Below are 20,876 nucleotides of genomic sequence, written 5' to 3'. Positions count from 1 at the left end.
GGTCTCCTAGGCGGTTGCTGGGCGGGCGGGATGACGCGCTCCCTGCCCAGGCGGCGGATTCAGGGTCGCCTGGTACGGCTGGCGCGAGCTGATCGCGGCGTTCATCGCGTCGTGGATCTCCAAGATGGCCTTCTTGGTACGTGCGAACTCCTCCGGCCTCTTGTTTCTGAGGGCGCCGAAGGTATCCATGATGTAGTCGACGTCGTCTCGTGCGATCCCGTATAGGTGGAAGTAGGCGGCGTCCAGCTCGGCTCGGAGCCAGAAACGGCGCTCATCGTCCCAGCGGAACGGCGGGCCGTCGTCAAAGTGATCGCGAGCGAAGGGCTCCATCGAGTAGGAGGTATAGGCCAGTTCCAACATCCGAAGCCGCACCCAGTTGTCAAGCCGCTCGCCAGAGCCCCAAGGACATGGCTTCTCGTACGCGGAGGGTGGCAGCACGGGGAGCTGCTTGAAAATGAAGTACTTCAGGGACGTGCCAGAGATCTTCTGCCTGGCACAGAAGTCCAACACGAACGATGCAAGGTTCGCCCCAAGAAGTGCTCCCTCCTGCTGCGGCAGGGCAAGCAAGAACTTGTCGCCGACGCCAGCGCGCGGGAGGATCGTAGAGATTACTGTGCGAGTATCGGAGCGGCGGCACATGTCGCGCCAACCCAGCAGCCACTCCCGGTCCCAGCTGAGAACGCGCCGATTGTTCCGGGAGCCTTGGAGCTGGGCTGCGACCTCCTTCTCGGGGACCCAGTACCGGGGAATGGTGACGTAGGACGGGTCGTCCTTCTGCGCCGCGGAAGTTCGTGGGAGTGTGCCCTTGTTAAGTTGGGCTTGAGTCGCACCCTCGTATGTGGCATAACGACCGTCGTAGTGGTGCAGCATCTTTCCCTCGTACAGCGGCAACATTCGTTCGTTGTCGCGGACGAGGGCATTGCCGTCGAACTGCCAGCCGTCGTCGAGCATCTGTTCCAGGGTCTCTTCTTCAGCGGCGCTAGGCCGAAACAGAGCAGAGTCGCTGGCCATGTTGAACAGGCCTTGGAGGAACATCAGTCCCCAGGGGTTGATTCCCTCACCACCATTGGCAGAGTCACGCCACAGAACCGGAAGCCGTCGATAGATTCCGAGGGTGATCTCCGCGTTCCGTTTGAAGTCGAAGACCGGGAGGGTGCCAGTGTTCGGGTTAAGTAGCGTGATGTCCTCGGGTGTGAGGGTGAGCCGCCGGTCAGCGATCTGCGACGCTTGACGTAGCCTAGATGCCAACAAAATTCTTTTCTGAGGAATCTTCTCGCCAGTCGCAGTCCAGATACAGAAGTTCACACGATTGGTGACGTCCGGGAAGAGCTTCTCCTCGTTCTCGAAGTCGTAAAGTGAAGCGAGAGTCTTAGTCTCCACCAAGTCCTTGATAAAAAACTGGGTGGTCGCGTCGGTGGCGATACCCGTGGGCAGTACCATTCCGACTCGACCCATCGGGTCAATGATGTCCCGACCAGTCTCTGCGAAGACAGCATATGTGTTGAGTCGCCCTCTTCCAGTGAGTGGATAGCGGCTTGACTCCTTGAAGAAGTGCGTCCATGAGGCGGGGATGCGGAGATTTAGAACGTATTCGTTGTACAGAGATCGTTCAGTCTCGTCCTCGCTATCCTTTAGAGCAGCAATCGCGGATTTACGGGCGCTGGCGTTCTTGGCGTTGGCGATATCCTCGTCTCGCGAGGCGAAGAACTCCTGCTCCTTGAACTCAATCTTCTCCCACGGCGGGTTGCCGATAACGCAGGTGAAGCCGCCTTTCCAGCCGGTCTTCCCGTTCACTGACCCGCTGTCGGGCACCTGAAACAGGTGCGGGAACTCCACGTGCCAGTGGAAGAACCGGTACGCCCTGGCGAGCTCGACCACCCGGGAAGCGATCCTTTCTTGGCGTTCGTCGAACTGCTCGCCGCCGATCCAATCCAGCGTGGACTGCGTGATGGCGCTCATCCGGGTCTTAGCAGTGAGTTCCTGCACGAAGGCGGCGCACCAAGCATCTGCTACTCGCTTTGCGGGCAACCGTTCCGCGTCGATTAGACGGAGCCGCCGCCGCTGCACCGCCGCGCCAACAAGGTCGTCCGGCAGGGCGGTGACGATTTCGCGAGTTACCGTGCCCAGGCGCTTGTTCGACCGGTTCGTCCCTTCATCGAGGTCAAAGAGTGTTCCGGCGAAGTCTCCTCGCGCAGAGAGGGCCTTCTCCGCCTCGCTCTCCTTGGCCACAGCGGAGGCGACCTTCTTGTCGTCGCCCTCGATGGGCTTGAAGGCTTCCTTCGGAATGCCACGCTCAATGAGCGCCGGGGCGGCACCGAGCAGTGAGTTACCGACTCGAATGTTGGTGTCCAAGAAGGCAAGCGGTTTGCCGGGCTCCACCGATTCAATCCAGAGCGACACCTTGGCAAGCTCGACGGCCATCTCGTTGATGTCGACTCCGTAGAGGCAACGGGATACAACCTCCCGCATCGCATGCCGTACTTGGGCGGGAGACGGCTCGTCCTCACCGGAGCGTATCTGTGCGATGCGGCGGGCGATCCGGTGCGCAGCAGCGACGAGGAAAGCCCCGGACCCACAGGCGGGATCACACACGGTCACGTTCAGCAACGCCTCAGCCTTGCCCTCTACGGTGTCGGCCGATCCGGCTGCTTGGTCCAGGACCGGGTCGAGCGTGCTGTCGAGCAAGGCCTCTCGGAGAGAGGTAGGCGTGTAGTAGGAGCCGGTAGTCTTCCGGGCACTGCCATCCGCCTTCCACAGCATGTAAATTCGGTTGGCTGTGTCGAGATCAACATGGAATTCCAGCAGCCACTCATAGACGCTGCCAAGTTCCTCCGAACCGAGTTCGCGGAAATTGGCCGGCCTGCGTTGGATGCCCGTGTCGACGACGGCGAGGTGACGGATGGCCTTCAGCAAGTGGGCGTTGTCGATCCGCATCCCCTCCAGCGGCGCGTCCAACTCGTCGGGAAGGCTGTGGTCCAGCCGCGTGCCGTCATGCAGTTCGGTGATCCGCTCAAACAGCCCGCCAACGCCGGGGATGGCCAGCTCAGGGCGGCCTCCGTCCTCGCCGAGACCACGCATCACGAGCTGGACTGCTTCCCACAGGTCATCGTGATGATTCGCCCCGCCGCGGATCGCCCGGTCGCGCAGGCGGTGGGCCGAGAAGTAGTCGCCGTAACGCTTGCGGGCGGCGAGGATCTGCTTGCGCTCTTCGGCCAGTTCCTCCTCTTCCGGAAGCGGCAAGAGCAGCACGTCCCTGTCTTCGGCAATGAACCAAAACAGCAAGCGGTAGACCAGCCGGAGAAGGGCGCGGTTGTAATCCTCCTTGCTGAGCCGGTGCACCTTCTCCAGCGTCCCGCCGCCGAGCCCGGCCAGAACGTCCGACCGTTCGCTGAGGTCGGCGAGTGTGCTGCGACCCTCCAGATGCTTTCGGAGCCGATCGTTGGCAGGATGCCGGAGGAAGCCGGTGCCGAGGGTATTGATGGCCTCCTGGACACCCTTCTTCAACCGTGCGAGCACCCGGTCGCCGACCTGGACAGCATCAGTTCGCCAGCGTTCCAGCCAGCAGTCCGCAGGCGTCTTATCTTCAGGTACGGCGAGCCGCGTCGCGTGCACGAGCCGGTAGAGCAGCACGAAGTCGGCGAAGAGCTGCTCCTCGAAGATCAGCTCAAGGTCGAACTCGACATAGGCGGAGCCGGCCAGCGAACGAGTGTCGCGGAGGAGCCGCAGCTTGCCTCCGTTGGAAAGCACTGCCCACAGGTGATCGTCGCTCCGATTCAGCAACTCCTGCACCATCGACTGCGGCGCCTGGGTGTTGACGCGGGCGGTGCGGTGGTCGAGATCGACATTCCAGCCGACCAGATGGATGGGCACCTGCTCGAAGCGATGGCTAACCGGGTAGGTGACGTCCTCGACGGTGATCCCTCCGGCGGGCTGAAGCACCCCGTAGTCGAGCTGCCGCAGCAACGGGATCAGCCACCGGTCGCGGGCACGCGGGGAACGCCCCTCCTGCCGGGCACGCTCTCGCTCCTTGGCGAACTGGGCCCAGGCGTTCTTGAGGTAGTCGAACGCGCGGGCCGCCGCCTCGCGGACGTTCTCGTGGGGCAGCAGCCCGTAGGTCTCCGGTTCGCGCCCCGGCAGTGCGTTCTCGCCCTGCCGGGCGTCCATGACCCGCTCGAACAGGTCGGCGGAGAGCAGGCCGCCGGCCGTGCGGAGAGAGGGGTAGGGGGATCTGCTCATCGGGACACCACCGGCAGGTAGACGTAAACGCCAAGCAGATCAACCGGCTTGTTGGCGGCAACCTGGATCTTGCTGAGTCCACTTTGGCGGGACGCCTCGCGGACGCGGCGATGCGAGTCGCGAAGCCGTTCCGCCATGGCGTCAGCTTCGGCGTCCAGGGCGGGGCGCAGTTGTGAGAGAAGTTTCGGCAGGCCGTCATCGTCGGGAGCGAGCAACCGGTCGAGATCGTCACGGGCCAGGTCGGGCGCGATGTTGCCGCCCGGCGTCGCCTTCAGGAGCGCGTCGATCTCTGCCGCAGGGATCCACTCAGGATTGTCCGGGCGCCCGCGGAAAGCCAGCACGCGCGCCTCTTCGGCCACGAGAGGGCGGACGCCATCGTGGCCGGGCAGGGTCAGATGCATCCGGAACCGGGCTAGCAGCAGGGTAGTCCGCCGCTGCACCGCGCTCGTTCTCATCACGCCGCATCTGCGGGCCGGCCGCGGGCCTGGGGTCTTCGCATCTAGCGCGCTGTCGAGCACATAGCGGGCGATCGCTCCGACACTGGCGTCGGTCCGGTCCAGATGCGCGTGTCGGCGAGGAACCGGCAGGTCACGGTGGAACGGCAGCGGCTGCACCTGACCTGGAGGCAGCGCGTCGCGCAGGCCAAGGGGAAGAGTAGCCGTTACGGCCGTGAAACCGTCTGCAGCCTCGACGAGTGAAGAGCCGAGCGCGTCGAGGGCCTCGCGGACAAAACCGTCGATCTCTGTGGGTGAGCCGAGGCTGGCCCGGACTTCCGCCAGCTCCCTGGCTACCTCATCTGGCTTGATGCCGGCCTGGGCGAACTTGGTACGGGAGCGGCGCTCCCACTCGGCCGAGTTCTCCCACTCGGTGTGCAGGTTCGTCGCGCTGAAACCTTCGAGCGGGAGTTGCTCCCAGCTGTCGGTGTTGGAGGTGAGCAGTTCCTCCATCAGCGCTTCAACGAGCTGGTTGGAGAAGTTCGGCACGGGCACGCTGACGCCGAGGCTCTTCCTGATCTCCTCATGCTTGCGGATCAGGACCCGCATGACGATCTCGTCGATGAGATTGTCGGCACCGAGAATCGTCACCGCCCGGACGATCTCGGCAGCCTGGCCGAACCGGTCGACCCGGCCTTCGCGTTGCTCATGGCGGGTGGGGTTCCACGCGAGGTCGTAATGGACGACCGCCTGGAAGGCATCTTGAAGGTTGACCCCCTCGGACAGGCAGTCGGTGGCCACGAGCACGTGCCGCCCCTCCACCGCTCGAAGCTCGTCGATCCGCGCCTCCCGTTCGCTGGGCGGGAGCGTGCCGGTGACGCAGGCTACCTCCGCCGCTCTGCTCAGGCGCTCACGCAGGTGCGCGGCAACGTATTCGGCGGTGTCGATGAACCGGCAGAACACGATCGGGTCGAACCCGTCAGCCAGCAGGCCTTCCACGACGTCGCCGACCTTGGCCAGCTTGGCGTCCTGCCTCCCGGCCAGGACGTCGGCCGCCTTGGCGAAACGCAGCAGCCTGGCACGCTCGCTCTGATCGTCTTCATCGAGGTCGTCGGCGCCGGGAATCACATCGACGGACTCGGCAGCCTCGTCATCGTCAGTGTCGAGCACCGTCGAACGGCCGATCCGGTCCGCCTCCTCAGGAGTTTCCTTACCCGCTCCCTCCGCACGCGTCCGCAACGTCGCCGCCGCCGCGTTGGGCGAGGAGGCGAGCGCTCGCATCAGCGCCAGCACCGACCAGTAGCGGACCCGCTGCCGCAACTGCCCGCGCGATACGTCGCGAACGGTCTCCCGCGCGTAGGCGAGGACCTGGCGCAGGAGCTTACGGTAGTCGTCGGTCAGGTAATAGCGCTCCTCCCGCGTCTCACGCCGCTGGGGAAACCTGGTGTCCTCATTGAGGTACGCCTTGATGTCACCCCGACGGCGCTGGACCATGTGCCGGGCGAGCCTTTCGCGGCCCTTGGCGTCGTCGAGGTTCAGCGCCGGAAGCTCGGGGTCGAGCAGGCCGATGAGGTTGCGGAATCCCTCATCCTTGCCACTGTGCGGAGTGGCCGTAACGAGGATGAGGTGCCGATCCCGATCGTCGGCCAGTTCACGGATCAGGTTGTAGCGTCTGGTTCGACCGCCGGTGGAAGTGCCGTCCGCAACGCAGGTGTGCGCCTCGTCCACGATCACCAGGTCGCGGCAGGAGGTAATGAACTCCTTCATCCGGGTCGGAGACTTGATGAAGTCGGTGGAGACCACGGTGTGCTTGTAGAAGTCGAAGATCGACTGATCGTCGTCGACGATGTTGCGCTGCAGCCGCTTGACGGTGCTCGGCAGCACCAGCTCGGCATCGATGCGGAACTTCGTCGTGAGTTCTTCCTGCCACTGTTCGGCCAGGGCGGGACTGCACAGCACGGTCAGCCCTGTCACGCTGCCCTGGGCGAGGAGTTCGGCCGCGATCAGCGACGCCTCGATGGTCTTGCCAATACCGACGTCATCGGCGATCAACAGCCGGACCGTCTCCTGCCGCAACGCCATCAGCAGCGGGACCAGTTGGTATGGCCGGGGTTCCACGGCCAGCCCCGCGAGCGACCGGAACGGCCCCGCCGTCGCGCGGAACCCGATCTGCAAGGCCGTACGCAGCAGGCTGGCGCTGACCGCGTTGCCGGCGTCGTCGGCACTAGGCGGCGGAAAAGTGGCCTGTGCGACCTCCTCGACCTGGGTCAGGATGCCGGCGACCTCGTCGTCTCCACCGCCGAGCGGACGGACCACCAGAAACGTGTCGCTGGAGCCCGGAAGCACCACCCAGTCGCGGTTGCGGGCGCTCACGAGCGTTCCTGGGCTGAAGACAGTGGTCAACGCGGCTCCCTGCGACTGGTCCCGAAGACGCTCGGATATTTCTTTACGATCTGCGCATAGTCCCCACGGTAAGGAACACGGACGACACTCCAGCCGAGTTCGCGGAGTTCGTCCTCGGCGTCCTCGTCCCTGCCGGGTGAGGCGCCGTTGTCCGGGCCGTCGACGAACACGGCGACCTGGCCCGGATAGACCATCTCCGGGGTGGCCACCCCGAGGTCCACACTCAGCTCATCCGGAGCCCGATATTCCCACTCCTCCAACCACGCGACAAAGGCGTGCACCGGATCGTTGAGTTCGGCGGCGTAGCGTACGGGCTCCCAGATGTCCTGAGGGGAAGCCACCGGCGGCTCGGGCACGTCCGAGAGCGACAACGCGAGCAGAAGATCCCGGACGAGGTGACGATCTATCAGATCGTGGTAGGCCTGGTTGCCGAAGGAAAGCAGGCAGTCGTAACACGCCTTGGCACAGCGCTCGTTGTTGACAGCCCCACCCGTGTCCTCGCCGGTGGCGACGTCGAAGTGGGCGATCTCCAGCGCTTTCCTTGCGGCCCGTGCGAGTGCGTCGGGCTCCATAACCAGTCGCCGTAGCACGCCCGCGCCACCTTCAGAACTCTCGATGAACAGTGCCCGGCCGCAGTGTGCTTCGTCAGGGAGCAGTTCACTGGTGAGCTCGCTGTCCTCCAATTGAAACTCGGCCTCAATGCCCCGCTCCAGCGCATACATGAAACTGATTGCGGCCTCGTGGCTTACGGAGCCGAGCATCCGGGTGACAAGGATGTTCCTTCGATCCTCGACATAGGGAATGACTTGCTGCTTGGCTTGAACAAGCGAGGCGTCATCCAGGCGATGCAGGTCAGGGGTGAGAGCGTCCTTCTCCGACAGCCAGCGCCCGGTCTGCACGTTGATCCAGAAGCCGTCGCTCGTGTGCCTCTTGCGTCCCATGTTGGTGACGCGGACTGTGGCGGTGTCTCCGTACGTGAGTTCCAGGAGCGGTGCTGCACCCCGCACTGCTTTGGCATCCAGGCGGCCGGGTCGTACGCCATGGTCGTTGAAGCGATAGGAGGTGACCACGTCGTAGCCGGCGCGGCGGCGTTCCTCCTCGTCTGAGGAGATCCGGTCGCGCCGAACCGTCTTGACGGTCTGCAGCCGCAGCAGCCGGTTCATGGTCTTGCCGAGTATTCCATTGCACGAGTCGCAGACGTCGGTGCCGACGACCGCCTCGTGCAGATAGCCACAGAACTCGCAGCGCCGTGCGGATCGGGTGTCCAACCCGCCGCCACCCTGCTCGTTGGGTGCGAGCTGCACTTCCTTGACCTGATACCGGGAGCCTTCGTGATAAATGAGGGCGTCCGGTCCGAACTCGCGGATCGCGATGAAGCGGGGCCGATGGATGAACTCGACTTCGGTGCTCTTTCCTTTGCGGGCAGCGATGTAGGCGCGCAGCGGAAGCCGCGGGAAAGAGTAACCGGGGAGGAACCCCTCCGATGCCAAGTATCTGTAGGAGTAGAAGTCGGTCTGGAAGTCTTCGGAGTCCTCGTTCCTGAGCAGCTTCAGCTGGTTTTCCGCCTCACGGCGGCGGATGATGGCCCCTTCCCGGGCACCCTTGCTTGTGGAATGATCGCCGATGATCCGGTGCTGTTCCTCCCGTTCGGCCTGCGCCGTCCGGTACAGCTCGCGCCAGCGATCGAAGGCGGCGTTGAACGCCGCCGGAGCATCCTGGGCGGCCCGGTCGATCCAGTCGTCATGCCACCACGAGGTAATCTTCAGTTCTCTGACCCTTTCGGCCAGCACGCGTCGGGCCCGCTCGGCGGCCCGGAGCTGGGCCTGCGGGTTCGCGGCTGCCGCAGCAACGTCTGGCAGCAGCGGGAAGCTGGGCTGATCGACGTCGAGAATCTGGGAGATCGAGCTGTCCAACGGCAGCTGAATCTCAGCCAGCCAAATCGCGTTGACGTGTGAACTGATTAGGTCCTCGTTAGTGAGGTCCAGCCGCGGCGCGGCTACCGACCCTGCCACCATCTGATCGCGATGACGGAAGTAGTACTGGTCGTGGGCATATCCGGAAGCGCAGTACGTCACAACCAGCGCCGGCTGCCCCGATCGGCCCGCTCTACCGGCCCGCTGGGCGTAGTTGGCGGGGGTTGGCGGCACGTTCCGTAGTGCGACCGCGTTCAGGCTGGCGATGTCAATGCCCAGTTCCATCGTGGGTGAGCAGTAGAGCACCTGTAGATCGCCTGCGCGGAACTGCTCCTCGCGCTGGGCACGAACCTCGTTCATCACCTGGGCGGTGTGCTCACGTGCTTGGAGACCCGCGAGCTGAGCTGCCTTATCTGTGTAGAGGCGTTGAAAGAACGGATTGATCCGCGGGCCTCTTTCGGTGGCGACGTGCTTTCTGATGCGGTCCACTGCACCGGCCTTGCCGTCACCGAGCCGCCACACCAGTGCGGATGCCTTCAGCTGATAGCCATCCCTGTCCATGGTGAGAAGGCCGCACCGCTCGGTCACCGCGAGCATGTCGCGAATCATCGCGTGCGCATCGTCGCGGGTCAGCCCAGAGTGCTCGCGGAGCAGATACTTGCCGTAGGCGCCGAACCCAGTGAGATACAAGTCCTTGCTGGAGCGCAACCCGCCATGACTTCCGGCTCGCGGGTAGGCGACCGGGGCATACACGACATTCTCCGTTGGCTCCATCGCCCACGGGTCCTTCAGGTAATGCCGACTCTCTTCCTTGATCTGGACGAACCCCGGCTCGGTAAGGCAGTCGACGTCGATCGCCAGCACGCGGCGCAGCTCATCCAGCAAGGTCCGCAGCAGTTCCTCACGCAGCTCCGGCGCGTCATCGCGAAGCGCATAATGGACGCCATCCCACAAATCCTGGGCTGCGGCGATCTCCGGAAGATCAAGATAATCCACCGTGAGCAATCCGGTTTGCTCCAGATTGGGCATGGTGATTCGCCAGCCACGCTCCAGATCAAGGTAGAGCCGGTAATTGACTAGCTGGCGGAGCGCCTTCCAGGTGTTGCGCTCAGCTGAGAATCGGGCTTCAGGCTTTTGCGCGAAGTCCGCGAAGCTCAGATTGAGCGACTCGGTTACCTTCTGCGCAATCACCTCGTGAGTCAGTCCATCCGGATAGTCCTGCAGAGCCCGATAGAGGGCACCACGAAGCTGGACGACTTGAACGAAGTCATTAAAATGACCGGCCTGGAGGCTGGCATCCTGCCTGTTGTCGGTGAACGCTAGCAGTTTGCGCTCAGGCCTTTCGAGGTTCGCGTCTTCACGCAGAGTCCGGACCACCGTCGAACTGATCACGCTGGTGGCCGAGCTGCGCCCCTCCACCGCCAGCGACCCCAGCTTGGCGAAGTCGCTACCGCGCACCTGCTCATAGGAGGTACGACAGGCCAAGCAGAAGGTGAATGGAGCGGCGATGTAGGCGGCTCGCGTCCCCCCGTCAGCGATGTGGCCGTTGGGCGCCACTGTGACAACCTTCGGCAGGTACTTCTGTTTAGCCGAGATTACGCCAGGCGAGCCGTCCTTCCGGGTCTCCACCCATGACTCCGGCACCCGCTGGTCATCGATGGCGACCTCGACCGTGTCAGGCCAGGGGAAGTCCGTCGAGATGTAAAGGTAGCCATCCTTCTCGTCCCCCGTGGTGTCACTGTCACGCCGTGACGTGAAGCGCTCGTCGACCCTTCGGACGGTCAGATACTCCTGGCCGCACTCCCGGCAGAAAGAGGCGGGAACGAGGATGTGATCCTCCCTGCCCGGCTCTGGCACGACGGTCTGGTATCGGCTGGTGATGTACCGGTCAGCCTCGGATTCGATGCTGAGATAGACGTCATCCCCTTTGGAGAGGAACTGGTGCAGCCGGAAGGCGAACACCGGACGTTGCGTGCGAGGATGCGGGATCGAGGCGCCGAGTTTGAGAATCTCCTGGATCGCGATGGCGCAATCCTCGGGATCTTCATTGACCGACTCCGCCAGCTCAGCGGCAGCTTCCGCAACAGTTCGCGGTCGCGGAGGGCGAACAAGCTTGCCAGTCTCCTGGTCAGTCACGACGCCAAACTGCGCCTCCACCCAGGCAGCGAGCGGATCCGCGATGAAGGATCCATATTCGGGCTCGGGCAACTCGAGCCGGGTTACGTGAGTCGGATCCGCGGTAGTAACACGTTCCAAAGTCTCGCCAATGACGTGCGCGCGGGAGACCGGAACGCCGAACAGCCGGCTAGCTGTTTCGGCCACCTTGGCACGCCGGGAGTGCTCGCTACCCTCGGTGGTCATCGTCGCGGACGTTCCGACGCACTGGATCTCGGCCGCCTCGCAGGCTTCACGCACTCGTCGGACAAGCATCGCGACGTCAGCACCCTGCCGGCCACGGTAGGTGTGCAGCTCATCTAGGACGAGCCAGCGCAAACCGCGTGCAGCAGTGATCAGACTGTCCCGCTCGCCCGGCCGGGTGAGCACCAGATCGAGCATGACGTAGTTGGTCAGCAGGATGTCTGGCGGATCGGCGAGGATCTGCCGCCGCTCGTCCATCTTCTCTTGGCCGGTATAGCGGCGGAACGTGACCGGTTCACGGCCAGGGCCATACCCCTCCTTGAGAAACTTGTCGAGCTCATGGACCTGGCTATTGGCCAGTGCGTTCATCGGGTAAACGATGATCGCTTTCACGCCTGACTGGTAGACGCCCTCGGCCTTTTGCCGCAGGATCCAGTCCACGATCGGCACGATGTAGCTCAAGCTCTTGCCAGACCCAGTGCCCGTGGTCAGCACATAACTCGCTCCGGACCTGGCGATTTCCACTGCCTCACGCTGATGCCGGTGGAGGTTGAGAACCTGGCCGGCCGAGTCGCCGGACTTGCCGACGCGGAAGATCCGCTCACATTCCGCGACGAGGAGCTGTTGCTGCACGAGATCGTCGACTGATCCACCGGGCTCAAAATTCGGATTTAGCGCCAGGTAAGGGTCGGGCCACTGATCCCCGGCGGCCAGCCTGTCGCGCACATGCTTCTTGATCCGCTCGTCTTCGATCTCCGTGAAGCCGGCCGTGAACGCAGCGTAGTCTGCGATCAGCTGCTCGTGAACCTTGAAGACGTCCATCCCGCCCGCATTCTGCGATCTTCGAAAACTCGTGGAGGAGCACTCTAATGGTCATAAGGCCGTGGAGCGAGGCATACTCAACCCTGCATCCTTCTTGTTATCACGGCTCGATTACCCACCGTTACGCCCGTACGCAAGCGACTTGGCCACACCAACCTGTCGCGCGAAGACATCAAGCACCGGATCACAGCAAGAATCAGGGCCGAGGTTTCGGCCTCGCCCGCCTTAGAGATCACAGCAGGCCAACACTCTCCAGCACCGCGGTCGTGCCTTGCGAGACCTCCTGAACGACATGCCCATGTTCGAGGCTCTTGAGGAGCACACCACTCTTGGGGACGCGATCAACGTGGAATGTGGACCAAGCCCGACAGACTGGACAATCCTGTCCTATCAGGAAGGGCCGTAGTAGATGAAGTCGGTGATCGGAATCACGCAGGTGCAAGCTGCCGGATTCCAGGTCGTTGCTGGGTAAGACCATAGATCTGGTTGGGACGACTGGGTGATCTCCCATTAGTTCGCGGTAATGCACCTGAGCCGTCTTCTGCAGCGAATCCCAGCGCACGTCGGTGACATGCAGTAGCGAGTAGTCAGCGAGGAACCGGGCCCGCTCTACCAGGATGGTCAGCTCAGCGAAGGCGCCCTGGAGAGCAGCAGGCAGGTCGACGAGGTCGATGCGCCGCAGGTGGGCCTGGTCGTTCCGGCGATCATTCAGACGCTGGCGTGCGTCGGCGGCCTCCTGGCTGCCCAGAAGGCCGCGGATGTCGTGGAGGGGATGCTCGGCGGGCAGGCTGCGAAGTTGACGGCTGGAGGCGGCCTCGTGCAGCACTGCTGCCCAGTCACCGAAGCCGGGACCGCTGCGACCGCCGGCGAGTTTCTCCCTGATCGCTGTCACTGCGCCAAAGCTGATCCCGGCCTCCCGGCCGAGTGCGAGGGCGACCTGGGCGGTGTAGCAGAGAAGGATCTCTGCTGTATCGAGCACGGCGCCGTAGGCCGCTTCTAGATCTCGCGCGCTCATCCGGGCTTCGGTCTCACGCCACCGATAGGCAACCGGGTAGGGAAAGCGTGTGCGCACTGTGTGACCCAGGTCGTCGAGAAGGGCTGCCGCTTCCACGCGCAGCCGCAGCGCACGACCCTGCTCGATGATCTTCGAGCGGGCCTGAGCTGCTGTCTCATACGTGAACACAGATTCCAAAAGAGAATCCGCTTCCTTCTGCCACTTCTCAAGCTGCAACCTGGCCGCGTTCAGATCATTGAATGCCTGCGTCAAAGCCTCGTCGGGCTGAGGAACTGGAAGAGCCGTCAGCCTGCTAACTATGACATGGTGCCCAGATCTACCAGCCAACGTACGGGCCAGCGGCGTACGCAGGAACATGACAGCAAAGCGAATTTGTTGCTGATCAACGTTGGCACGGGGGCGTAGCACAACGGTCGAATTGGACGCGGCAGCTGGAAGGTCCTGCTCTGTCATCACAGCGACAACAAAACCGTGCGGGTCTCCGTAGCCGTAGAGCTCACGGATGACCAGATCACCCGGTTCGAGCAGGTACTCAGGCTCGGCCTCTACCCAACAGACCTCGTCGGCGGGTGACGTGATCGTGCCATCGCGTTGAATGTCGCGCCCCGTCACCAGCCGGACCGTACCAGGTTTCTCTTCAGAGCTGATCAGCCGCGCATTAGCTGCCCTGTGGATATGTGGAACCGTAACGAACAGATCGCCCAGAGCACACAGGCCGCCGAAGCCAGCTAGATCGGCACGCTGCTGCAACACGACAGGGTCGTGGCGGTCGAAGTCCAGACGCTCTGTGAGAGGCGGCAGATCGCGAATAACATACCCGTACCGGGTACGCCCGCCTCCTCGAGTCAACAGCGTCTCGAAGTCCTTTTCGACGGTCGATTCTTCTTCATCGCGCCGAGCCTGGAAAATCTTGAGAGGCGGACGGTGCACGCTCTTACCTCGTAGGAAGGCGGCGGCAATCACAAAGTTGTGATGGATCCCCGAGATCGCTCCGGAGCTGTAGAGCAGGAAGTGCACATCCCAGTGTTCTTCCAGATCATGTCTGAGGCTAGCTGCCCACTGGGCATCCGAAGTCCACAGCTCTGAGGGGGTCAAGACAGCCATCACGCTATCAGTGCCAGCGGGCCTGCAGTCGCGCAGCACATTCTCGTAGGCGTAGAAGACTCGACGGCCACCCCGCTTTGCTAATGGCGAATCTATCAATGATGGCGTCTCTGTCTGGCGTTCCCACGGCGGCATGAGCAGGATCGGGCCCTTCTCAAGGAGGCTACTGGCCCTGACGCCCATAAATTCCGCTGACGGCTCCCGGATGACTGCCCACGCCTCGGGTGGAGCGAGCGGATCCTCGCTCCAATCTGGATCCCCCATCAAGATCGTTACGGGGCACGGCTTCAGGTGTGCGAAGCCCATCGCGAGTAAACGTTCGAACACTGGGCTCAGCAATCTCTTCCCCGCAGTCACGTCGCCCTCTTCCGTCAACTCGCAACACAACCCCGGCATACCAGACGCGAAGCCCTCCTCGCCCACGTTGCTGAATCTACACCGTTGCCGATCACGTCGACCCTGACCGCATTCATCCATCCGCTTCGGTCACATAAAGACATCGCAGACGCGGAGGTGACTGGCGTCCCCCGCCAGGAACGACCGACTGGGAAAGGCACCCTCGACGTTGTCCGCGTCCTCTAGCCTCGATCTTTCTCGACCTTGAGCTGGTTGGCTGAGGCATTCGGCTGAAGGTCGATTTCCTCGCTGTGGTCAGCGTGGTCGCCCGGCTGTCGCGCCGGGTGGGCGGGGTTCCACGGGCCCGCGGGTCTCCTTTCCTGGTCGTGGGGGCGGTTGGGTGGTGGTCAGGTTGGTGCCGGCAGGGCGTGCAGGCGGGTCAGGGCGGTGATGAGCTGGCTGGCCCAGGGCCATCGTGTCGGAATGCGGAGGCGTAGGCGGCGGCCGCCGTGCACCAATCGGCCGGCGACGGCGAGCAGGCGCAGTCGCAGGCGTTTGGGCTCGTAGCGGCGGGCGTCGGTGCCGTGCAGGGCGAGCATTTGCATCCAGGCGAGCAGTTCGCAGGCCAAGGCGACGATCTCGAGCCAGATCTGGTTCTGGGTGAAGTCGTGCAGAGGCAGGTTGCGCAGGCCGGTGTCCTTGGCGGCGCGGATGCGGTCTTCGGCTCTCGCGGGGCGGCGGTGGCGCAATTCGAGGTCGGCGAGCTGGCCGCCGGGGGTGCCGGTGACGAAGCAGGTGAAGCGGTGTCCGTCGAGGTCGGTGAAGCGGAGTTGGGCGCCGGGTGTCCGCGTACGACCTCGCATGACGGTGGTCGTACGACCTCATATGTAGGTGAGGCTCCGGCGAGTTGACCCGTTCCTCGCCACAGAGTTGATCATCCTTCGGATTGTCGGCAGGCCAAGCAGACAACCCGAAGGATGACAACTCTCATGATCCTGGATCAGGAGTCCTGGATGAACCTACGCCGTTTCCGCGCCCTGCATCAGGCGGGTGCCACCTATAAAGAGATCGCCGAGGCCACCGGCTTGGACTGGCGGACCGTCAAGAAGTACCTGCAGCAGGACGGTCCTGTCACACCGCCGAAGGCGTCCTCGCGCAAGGGCACTTAGAGGCCCTAACAGAATGATCTTTGTTGTGCTTTGATCTCTCGCTGTAGTCGAGCGAGAGGAGCACGGGTGGCCAAGCAGAAGCCGTGGGAGGTCAGCGACGAGCTGTGGGCGGTGATCGAGCCGCTGTTGCCGCAGCGTCAGCGGCGTTTCCGTCATCCGGGGCGCAAGCGGCTCGATGATCGGCTGGCCTTGCAGGGCATCTTGTTCGTGCTGCATACCGGCATCGCTTGGGAGCATCTGCCGCAAGAGCTGGGCTACGGCTCGGGCATGACCTGCTGGCGGCGCCTGGCCGAGTGGAACAACGTCGGGGTGTGGCAGCGCCTGCATGAGGTGCTGCTCGATCGCTTACGCGCCGCCGACGCGCTGGACTTCTCCCGGGCTGCGGTGGACTCCTCGCAGATCAGGGCGCTAAAAGGGGGGCGCAGACCGGCCCGTCTCCGGTCGATCGCGGACGGGCCGGCAGCAAGCACCACCTGATCACCGAGGCCACCGGCATCCCACTGGCCGTCATCCTGACCGGCGCCAACCGCAACGACGTCACCCAGCTCATCCCCCTGCTAGAGGCCATCCCCAAGGTACGAGGCAAGCGCGGCCGCCCCCGCCAGCGCCCCGACGTGGTACTCGCCGACCGCGGCTACGACCATGACAAGTACCGGCGCCTCGTACGTGAGCTGCAGATCCGCCCGCTGATCGCCCGCCGTGGCACTGCACACGGCTCCGGCCTCGGCAAACACCGCTACGTCGTCGAGCAGACCTTCGCCCTGCTGCACGCCTTCCGCCGCCTGCGCATCCGCTGGGAGGTCCGCGCCGACATCCACGAAGCCTTCCTCAGCCTGGCTTGCGCGCTCATCTGCTGGCGGCGTCTCACCTCATTGCGTTAGCAGCTCTTAGCCCCAGGTGGTCGAACCGTACGTGCACGTGATCGACGCGATGCTGCGCGCCGAGCGCGCCATCACCGCCTCCACGATCCATGAACGACTGGTCGCCGAGTACGGCTTCGCCCACTCTTACCAGCGGGTCAAGCTCTACATCGCTCAGGCCCGGCCGCGGATCGCCGCCGAACACGACGGTGAGACCGACGGCTGACTGACGCCCTAAGCAGAGGCTCACAGCATGGCCATCGTGATCGCTTGTCCAGCTATCAGCCGACCAACCGCACCCCCTTCCCGCAGCGGATGTACAACCGAGGGTATTTTGAGCAAGTAAAAAAGTACCATTTTATGCAGAATAAAATGTCCGCACAAAACAGCCACTCCCTCCCCCGCAGAGCATGATGTACACTCTGGGAACTCATCCTCATAAGCGAAAGGAAGGGAACATGCTCGTTGAAAGTCAAATCGGCGGAATAATAGTTTATGTAGATGCTGTCACAGGCCCAGGGACCCAAAAGACATCGAGTCGGGCAGAGGTAACAGAACGCCTGAACGACATGTTTGTTCGAGCGCAGGGCGTAATAGAGCAGATGGCGATCGAGATCATTGACATGCGCGAGAAATTGGCCTCGCACGCACACAGACCCGATCAGCTTGAGATTCAGTTCGGCGTCAAGTTTACCACTCAAGGACAGATCATCTTTGCGAGCGCTGCCGCCGAAGCGTCGCTAGCTATAAAGATCATTTACGGGAACGGGCGCCCGGATACTGGCGATACTGTCACGAGTAATGATCCCTCTCGCCAGGAGCAACAAAGTGCTTAAAGGCGAGCCGACTGGCGCACAGCAACGAGAGGTTCACCTTCACTTCCTCGGATGCATACTTGACGCTGAGGAACAGCCGATCGGCACTTGCTTCCAGATCGCCAACGGTTACATCGTATCAGCGCTACACGTCATCGAGGACGCTTATCAGGATGTGATGTCACCTATAAAGTACAGACCGCTAAGAGGAGGTGCACCCTTACTCGCTTATGTTGCGAACATCGATGAGGTTCATGATCTAGTCATCTTACGAACGGACGCTTATCTCGACTCCTCGATAACACTGATGGCCATGTCGGAAGTTCAACAGCTTGATATGCCTATCCATATAACAGGTTTCGCCACTCTGCCAGAGATGGATGGGGTCGCTGAATACGACTATCAGCAAACTACGGGAACTTGGGAGGGGATAGCGCAGCAGACAGGATCCGGCATCGTTCTTGCTCGCGCTCGAGCTGACGGAGCAGTGCCAGGCATGAGCGGATGCCCTGTCCTACGCGCACACGACGGCGCGCTAGTGGGTGTCCTCACGAGCCGCTACAACTCATCGGACGCGTGGGTTTCAGGACGCGTTTGGATCAGCCGGACAGAAGATCTCGAGACCTTACTGCACGGCATCGTCTCTATACCTATCGAACGCCAGCCGGCGTTGGCGAGTCGCACGAAATGGCTCTCAAGCACCACACTAGATCGTAATCACCTATTGGAAGATCCATGTTTCATCAAATCGAGCGAATGGTCAGAGCCTTGGGACGACGCAGTTCAAGCAATCGAGCAAGGGAATATCGCGATAGTTTCGGCGCCGCCCGGCGTCGGCTCCACTACCTTCATTCAGCAATTGGCCGCACAGCACACTAAGAGCGACTTACAGATCACACTCCTGCACCCGGATGAATGGAATGAGCCATCTATTGCGGCCCTTCCCGTGCAGCCGCGGCGAGCATACCTACTTGAACTAAACCACCCTGATCATGATAGGCCCTCGGCTCACTTCGTCAAGGGCTTGAGCGAAATTGCCTCCACTTACAAAAATCTCGAGTCGACCTTGATTATCGCCGTCGTCGATGAGTTGTGGCGCGGCAGTAAGGCCAAGGTCGCTGACAGCGTGTCAGTAGTCACTTTGAACCAGGCCCCAAATTCTCAAGAACTCGTTGAGAAGTACCTCAGCGTCCGAGCGCCATTACTGCTGGACGTGGTGCGAGCCGAAGAGATTACTACTCATCTCAAAGGACTAAACGCACTACAAGCAGCACAAGCGGTCGAACATATCCTAGACGCACGCGAGGTCGTCAAGGATCAGGACGCCGATGGCATTAGGGCGTATATCGCCGAAGCCTTAGACGATCACGTGGCGCTCCTAGACAGGCTGTTTGATGACTACGAGCCAGTTCAGGCGCAGATAACGCGCCGGCGCCGCGCCGAGGCCCTCTACAAGATCCGGACAGAAGAGCAGCGGCCCTTGGCGTTGTCTGATCGCTGCCTCCTAATCGCTCTTTCATTTCGCGATACAGTACGAATTCCTCAATTGGAGGAGGATAGCCGCCGCCTCCTTGAGCGACTAGAGGCCGCAAAGCCGCAACCTACAGCATCCGTGGATGTGGGCACTCTCCTGTCTGGGCCAGGGATTCGGGGTCGCATACGGAGGACCACTGCGGAAGTTGGTCCTGGCGAGACCGTTATCCTGCGCCGCCCAAGCCTTAAGAGTGCGGTCATCCACTATGTCTGGGACAATTATACAGAGCTCCGTAAGCCATTGGCCGATTGGCTAATAAGCCTTATTAAACTCGATAATACACGAACCGAAGCTATCTGCACATGGATCTCAAGGCTCATACGACAGAACCAAGATGTCGCCTTTATGAGGACTTACCTGTCCGATGTGTGTGTCAAACAGGAGCGGCCAGATGTTTTGAGTCGCCTTCTATATGATGCGGCTCAGGACCCACATATGCAGCGGCACAGTGAGCGACTGCTCTACGACTGGGCGTTGAAGCCAGAGATGCAAGATGTCGTAATCGACGTTGCAGAGAGGTTGCTGCCTACCGATAGAGGTGCTATCGCGCTAAGGCGGCTCCGACGTGTGGCAGACGCACCGAGATCTAGGCCTGGAGCTAAAGAACGAGTCCTGAACGCCTTTCAGAATGCTGCAAGCGACCAGAGCTCTAGAGAGTGGTTCCTCAGCGAGGCGCGTCCATGGTTCGTACCTCGCTCCATGGAAACCTCGGCCACATCCACGAAGCTCGCTTTCATCGCCATCATGCATCTCGAGGTTGATGGAATACCGTGGCTTCTTACACCTGAATCCGTAGGCGTGGACATAAACCGCATGCTTGCGGAAACCATCTCGGACTTGCATGTAAGCCAAAGCGCTGGCGCTTCCCTGGTTGCATTATTGAGGAAAGCCGCCCTCAGCGACGAGCTGTACAGCAGAGCAATCGACCGCATAACGGAAGCGGTTGTGAACCATGGCGCCATCCAGGCAATATTTAATTTCAGTAGTACCCTGGCAAAGACAGGAGAAGAGATCTCACGGGACGTGGTTGGGGATGTTAGCTCAAGGATGCACGCAAGGTTGACGCTTAACAGCGAATCTACTAGTCCTGCCAACCCATCTGCGTAGATGTCGTTCTTCAAAGCCGCCCTGATCGAAATAGAGTTCACTGCCTCACTGCCGACTACGTCCTACAAAGGCAGTCGTTTCTATTTCGAAGCCGACTTCCAGATTACATATCGCCCTGGTCGCCAAGGCCACTGCAACCGGGATAGCCTTATACGGCATGAAGTCCTGCAGGCCGCCCGGGAGGAATCTCAGTCATGGCTGGCGATTGAGATCCTCGAAGCGGAGGACGCGATAAATGCGCGCCTCGGAAGGCCGTCGGATTCCACTGACGGTTTCTACCGAGACTGCAGGGCTCGTGTTGCTTTGCACATCGATGAACAAAACGAGAAAACCTTACGTCGACTGCTGGCAAGCGAGGCCCGTGTCAATCACTTACAGTACCTCAAGACCACGCTCTACTCCGATGCGAGTCTACTTGCGGTCGATTTCCTGGAGCGCGACCCAAGTCGCCTGGGCGATGAGCTGGACATCGACAAATTCTACCGCTTCGCCAATCGGTTAAGTGAGGCCGAACAATGGTGGGCACCGTTGATGCAAGCATGGGGCGAACTCGCAGCACAGACGCAGTCGCGCGAAGCTGCGCGAGAAGCGTTGCATGCGCTGCTTGATGCAATCCACCGATTAGATAAGAAGCTGTCGTCTCGATATGGGCTTCCCTCCGTAACCGGCTCGGGAGAAGGGCCCATCGTGCCTGACGAGAACAGCGGCGTGTGAGTTACGTATTGATTCCTATCTAGCCTCACTAGGAGCATGAAAGGGCTGGCGCCGCG

Annotated in this window: 10 protein-coding genes and 1 pseudogene; 6 read left to right on the top strand and 5 right to left on the bottom strand. The window is 61.9% G+C overall.

Annotated elements, in window-relative coordinates:
- Positions 1-6: 6 nt before the first annotated feature.
- The 5 genes and pseudogenes from BLS95_RS42670 to BLS95_RS42650 form a co-directional block, all read right to left on the bottom strand.
- The gene (locus tag BLS95_RS42670; protein WP_090945314.1) at positions 7-4,236 is read right to left on the bottom strand and encodes an Eco57I restriction-modification methylase domain-containing protein; all 4,230 of its coding nucleotides are present in this window, start codon (positions 4,234-4,236) and stop codon (positions 7-9) included.
- Positions 4,233-7,073: a helicase-related protein gene (locus BLS95_RS42665; RefSeq protein WP_090945313.1), complete on the bottom strand. Its 2,841-nt coding sequence runs from the start codon at positions 7,071-7,073 to the stop codon at positions 4,233-4,235. The genes BLS95_RS42670 and BLS95_RS42665 overlap by 4 nt, the downstream gene beginning before the upstream one ends.
- On the bottom strand, positions 7,070-12,166 hold the full coding sequence (locus BLS95_RS42660) for a DEAD/DEAH box helicase (protein ID WP_090945312.1): 5,097 nt from the start codon (positions 12,164-12,166) through the stop codon (positions 7,070-7,072). Before BLS95_RS42660 ends, BLS95_RS42665 begins: the two co-directional genes overlap by 4 nt.
- A 232-nt stretch (positions 12,167-12,398) precedes the next feature.
- Complete coding sequence (locus BLS95_RS54880; RefSeq protein WP_143044107.1) at positions 12,399-14,708, bottom strand: hypothetical protein; 2,310 nt, start codon at positions 14,706-14,708, stop codon at positions 12,399-12,401.
- A gap of 320 nt (positions 14,709-15,028) precedes the next feature.
- Positions 15,029-15,463 (bottom strand): annotated as a pseudogene (locus BLS95_RS42650) (transposase); the annotation flags it as partial.
- Positions 15,464-15,610: 147 nt separating this feature from the next.
- Here BLS95_RS42650 and BLS95_RS42645 point away from each other — a divergent pair.
- The 6 genes from BLS95_RS42645 (at position 15,611) to BLS95_RS54870 (ending at position 20,820) form a co-directional block, all read left to right on the top strand.
- Complete coding sequence (locus tag BLS95_RS42645; protein WP_090945309.1) at positions 15,611-15,790, top strand: hypothetical protein; 180 nt, start codon at positions 15,611-15,613, stop codon at positions 15,788-15,790.
- A 66-nt stretch (positions 15,791-15,856) separates the two neighbouring features.
- A protein-coding gene (locus tag BLS95_RS42640) for an IS5 family transposase (RefSeq protein WP_090945308.1) occupies positions 15,857-16,671 on the top strand; the annotation gives its coding sequence in 2 pieces (ribosomal slippage) (positions 15,857-16,211 and positions 16,211-16,671; 816 coding nt in all).
- 16 nt (positions 16,672-16,687) lie between these two features.
- The gene (locus BLS95_RS42635) at positions 16,688-16,876 is read left to right on the top strand and encodes a hypothetical protein (protein ID WP_090945307.1); all 189 of its coding nucleotides are present in this window, start codon (positions 16,688-16,690) and stop codon (positions 16,874-16,876) included.
- A gap of 232 nt (positions 16,877-17,108) precedes the next feature.
- Positions 17,109-17,486, top strand: a complete 378-nt coding sequence (locus tag BLS95_RS42630; RefSeq protein ID WP_143044106.1) for a CU044_2847 family protein — start codon at positions 17,109-17,111, stop codon at positions 17,484-17,486.
- Positions 17,452-20,106: a S1 family peptidase gene (locus BLS95_RS54875; protein ID WP_143044105.1), complete on the top strand. Its 2,655-nt coding sequence runs from the start codon at positions 17,452-17,454 to the stop codon at positions 20,104-20,106. Before BLS95_RS42630 ends, BLS95_RS54875 begins: the two co-directional genes overlap by 35 nt.
- Positions 20,107-20,820: a hypothetical protein gene (locus tag BLS95_RS54870; RefSeq protein ID WP_143044104.1), complete on the top strand. Its 714-nt coding sequence runs from the start codon at positions 20,107-20,109 to the stop codon at positions 20,818-20,820.
- Positions 20,821-20,876 lie beyond the last annotated feature (56 nt).

Origin of the sequence: Nonomuraea jiangxiensis, assembly GCF_900099965.1 — a bacterium.
Taxonomy (GTDB): domain Bacteria; phylum Actinomycetota; class Actinomycetes; order Streptosporangiales; family Streptosporangiaceae; genus Nonomuraea; species Nonomuraea jiangxiensis.
This window is presented reverse-complemented; position numbering and strand designations above follow the sequence as displayed.

Bases quoted from the DNA above. Each gene is read 5' to 3' on its own strand.
- BLS95_RS54870 (WP_143044104.1), top strand. From the start codon at position 20,107: ATGTCGTTCTTCAAAGCCGCCCTGATCGAAATAGAGTTCACTGCCTCA.
- BLS95_RS42660 (WP_090945312.1), bottom strand. From the start codon at position 12,166: ATGGACGTCTTCAAGGTTCACGAGCAGCTGATCGCAGACTACGCTGCG.
- BLS95_RS54875 (WP_143044105.1), top strand. From the start codon at position 17,452: ATGATCCCTCTCGCCAGGAGCAACAAAGTGCTTAAAGGCGAGCCGACT.
- BLS95_RS42630 (WP_143044106.1), top strand. From the start codon at position 17,109: ATGCTCGTTGAAAGTCAAATCGGCGGAATAATAGTTTATGTAGATGCT.
- BLS95_RS42670 (WP_090945314.1), bottom strand. From the start codon at position 4,236: ATGAGCAGATCCCCCTACCCCTCTCTCCGCACGGCCGGCGGCCTGCTC.
- BLS95_RS42645 (WP_090945309.1), top strand. From the start codon at position 15,611: ATGATCCTGGATCAGGAGTCCTGGATGAACCTACGCCGTTTCCGCGCC.